The following is a 3,039-nucleotide window of genomic DNA, read 5'->3' on the forward strand; positions in this document are numbered from 1 at the left end:
ACCCCTCTCAATTCTCAAACGCCCACGGCAGATAGGGACCGAACTGTCTCACGACGTTCTAAACCCAGCTCGCGTACCACTTTAAATGGCGAACAGCCATACCCTTGGGACCGACTTCAGCCCCAGGATGTGATGAGCCGACATCGAGGTGCCAAACACCGCCGTCGATATGAACTCTTGGGCGGTATCAGCCTGTTATCCCCGGAGTACCTTTTATCCGTTGAGCGATGGCCCTTCCATTCAGAACCACCGGATCACTATGACCTACTTTCGTACCTGCTCGACGTGTCTGTCTCGCAGTTAAGCTTGCTTCTACCATTACACTAACCGTACGATGTCCGACCGTACTTAGCAAACCTTCGTGCTCCTCCGTTACTCTTTAGGAGGAGACCGCCCCAGTCAAACTACCCACCAGGCACTGTCCGCAATCCCGCTAAGGGACCTACGTTAGAACATCAAAACTACAAGGGTGGTATTTCAAGGTCGACTCCACTGCATCTAGCGACGCAGCTTCAAAGTCTCCCACCTATCCTACACATGTAGGTTCAATGTTCAGTGCCAAGCTGTAGTAAAGGTTCACGGGGTCTTTCCGTCTAGCCGCGGGTACACAGCATCTTCACTGCAATTTCAATTTCACTGAGTCTCGGGTGGAGACAGCGTGGCCATGGTTACACCATTCGTGCAGGTCGGAACTTACCCGACAAGGAATTTCGCTACCTTAGGACCGTTATAGTTACGGCCGCCGTTTACCGGGGCTTCGATCAAGAGCTTCTCCGAAGATAACCCCATCAATTAACCTTCCGGCACCGGGCAGGTGTCACACCGTATACGTCATCTTTCGATTTTGCACAGTGCTGTGTTTTTAATAAACAGTCCCAGCCACCTAGTTTCTGAGACCAACTTCAGCTCCAATCGTTAAGACCTTCACCTAATGTTGGCGTACCTTCTCCCGAAGTTACGGTACAATTTTGCCTAGTTCCTTCACCCGAGTTCTCTCAAGCGCCTTAGTATTCTCTACCTGACCACCTGTGTCGGTTTGGGGTACGATTCAATATGAACTGAAGCTTAGAGGCTTTTCCTGGAAGTATGGCACCAACAACTTCATCACCGTAGTGACTCGTCTCGTGTCTCAGCATTAACAATAACCCGGATTTACCTAAGTTATCTGCCTACGCACTTTCACATGGACAACCAACGCCATGCTTGTTTAGCCTGCTCCGTCCCCCCTTCGCATTCATATTAAGTACAGGAATATTAACCTGTTTCCCATCGACTACGCGTTTCCGCCTCGCCTTAGGAGTCGACTCACCCTACCCTGATTAACATGGGATAGGAACCCTTGGTCTTCCGGCGTGGGGGTTTTTCACCCCCATTATCGTTACTCATGTCAGCATTCGCACTTCTGATACCTCCAACATGCCTCCCGGCACACCTTCAACGGCTTACAGAACGCTCCCCTACCCCGCATACATTGTACGCAGGCGCATCTTCGGTGGTATGTTTAGCCCCGTTACATCTTCCGCGCAGACCGACTCGACCAGTGAGCTATTACGCTTTCTTTAAAGGATGGCTGCTTCTAAGCCAACCTCCTGGCTGTCTGGGCCTTTCCACATCGTTTCCCACTTAACATACACTTTGGGACCTTAGATGGCGCTCTGGGTTGTTTCCCTCTTCACGACGGACGTTAGCACCCGCCGTGTGTCTCCCGGATATTACTTAACGGTATTCGGAGTTTGCATGGGGTTGGTAAGTCGGGATGACCCCCTAGCCCAAACAGTGCTCTACCCCCGTCAGTATTCATCCGAGGCTCTACCTAAATAGATTTCGGGGAGAACCAGCTATCTCCCGGTTTGATTAGCCTTTCACTCCTAGCCACAAGTCATCCCCTCACTTTTCAACGTAAGTGGGTTCGGTCCTCCAGTTGATGTTACTCAACCTTCAACCTGCCCATGGCTAGATCACCGGGTTTCGGGTCTATACCCTGCAACTATTCGCCCAGTTAAGACTCGGTTTCCCTACGGCTCCCCTATTCGGTTAACCTCGCTACAAAATATAAGTCGCTGACCCATTATACAAAAGGTACGCAGTCACCCAACAAGTGGGCTCCTACTGCTTGTACGTACACGGTTTCAGGTTCTATTTCACTCCCCTCACAGGGGTTCTTTTCGCCTTTCCCTCACGGTACTGGTTCACTATCGGTCAGTTGGGAGTATTTAGCCTTGGAGGATGGTCCCCCCATATTCAGTCAGGATATCACGTGTCCCGACCTACTCGATTTCACTTTATATAGATTTTCGTATACAGGACTATCACCTCGTATCGTTGCACTTTCCAGAGCATTCTACTAATCACAATAAAGCTTAAGGGCTGTTTCGATTTCGCTCGCCGCTACTTTCGAAATCTCGGTTGATTTCTGTTCCTACGGGTACTTAGATGTTTCAGTTCTCCGCGTTCGCCTCGTTAACCTATGTATTCAGTTAACGATACCTATTAATAGGTGGGTTTCCCCATTCGGAAATCTTAGTCTCAAGTGCTTTTTACTAGCTCGACTAAGCTTATCGCAAGTTAATACGTCCTTCATCGCCTCCAACTGCCAAGGCATCCACCGTGTACGCTTAGTCACTTAACCATACAACCCAAAATGTTCTTGCTTGGTCTTTTTAATTTATCCTGCCTTGTCCTCTGATTTTGCTCGCTCACATAACTCGTTATGCTTGCGTCGACAAAATATTCGGTGGCGTTGTCTAAATCAAAAATCCACAGCGCAATAACGCCTTAGATTATATTAATCTGATGACAGTTAACTTCGCCAGAAGTTAATGTTTTGAATACTAAAGTAGATGCCAATCATTTATTACCTATTAATAAGTAATTAATAAATTGGCACGAATGATACTGCTATCATTCTTTTCTTTTACTTTTTGAAAACTCTTAATACATGTTTTATAAACATCTATTAGAATTTTTATATCAGCTTTCCAAATTTTTAAAGAGCACATAAACGAATCACCCCTAAAGGTAACGCGCTTAATAATCATC

Annotated in this window: 1 rRNA gene; it reads right to left on the reverse strand. The window is 47.4% G+C overall.

Annotated elements, in window-relative coordinates:
• Nucleotides 1-2,629 (reverse strand): 23S ribosomal RNA (locus CJF42_RS24715); the annotation flags it as partial.
• Nucleotides 2,630-3,039 lie beyond the last annotated feature (410 nt).

This window comes from Pseudoalteromonas sp. NBT06-2 (assembly GCF_002276045.1).
Taxonomy (GTDB): Bacteria; Pseudomonadota; Gammaproteobacteria; order Enterobacterales; family Alteromonadaceae; genus Pseudoalteromonas.